The organism is Halomonas sp. V046 (genome assembly GCF_052645355.1).
In genome coordinates, this window is sequence record NZ_JBQXYF010000039.1 from 1 (window position 1) to 1,073 (window position 1,073).

The following is a 1,073-nucleotide window of genomic DNA, read 5'->3' on the forward strand; positions in this document are numbered from 1 at the left end:
GAGGTGGCAAACAACCTGTGACCCGGACATTTCTGAATGGGGAAACCCACCCAAGGTAACTTGGGTATCCCACACTGAATACATAGGTGTTGGGAGGCGAACCAGGGGAACTGAAACATCTAAGTACCCTGAGGAAAAGAAATCAACCGAGATTCCCCTAGTAGCGGCGAGCGAACGGGGACCAGCCCTTAAGCAACATGACTGGTAGGTGAACAGGCTGGGAAGCCTGACCATAGCGGGTGATAGTCCCGTAACCGAAACCTGAGTGTTGTGAAATCGAGTAGGTCGGGGCACGTGAAACCTTGACTGAAGACGGGGGGACCATCCTCCAAGGCTAAATACTCCTGACTGACCGATAGTGAACCAGTACCGTGAGGGAAAGGCGAAAAGAACCCCGGAGAGGGGAGTGAAATAGATCCTGAAACCGTATGCGTACAAGCAGTGGGAGCAGACTTGTTCTGTGACCGCGTACCTTTTGTATAATGGGTCAGCGACTTATTTTCAGTGGCGAGCTTAACCGTATAGGGGAGGCGTAGAGAAATCGAGTCTTAACTGGGCGACCAGTCGCTGGAAATAGACCCGAAACCGGGCGATCTATCCATGAGCAGGTTGAAGGTTGAGTAACATCAACTGGAGGACCGAACCAGGATCTGTTGAAAAAGATTTGGATGACTTGTGGATCGGAGTGAAAGGCTAATCAAGCCCGGAGATAGCTGGTTCTCCTCGAAAGCTATTTAGGTAGCGCCTCACGTATCACCGCCGGGGGTAGAGCACTGTTTCGGCTAGGGGGTCATCCCGACTTACCAACCCGAGGCAAACTCCGAATACCGGTGAGTGCAAGCGTGGGAGACACACAGCGGGTGCTAACGTCCGTTGTGAAAAGGGAAACAACCCAGACCGTCAGCTAAGGTCCCGAAATCCTGGTTAAGTGGGAAACGATGTGGGAAGGCTCAGACAGCTAGGAGGTTGGCTTAGAAGCAGCCATCCTTTAAAGAAAGCGTAATAGCTCACTAGTCGAGTCGGCCTGCGCGGAAGATGTAACGGGGCTCAAACCAGGTACCGAAGCTACGGGT

General features: G+C 52.6%; 1 rRNA gene. It reads left to right on the forward strand.

Annotated features, from left to right (window positions below):
- Positions 1-1,073, forward strand: a 23S ribosomal RNA gene (locus ACUN9Y_RS22090); the annotation flags it as partial.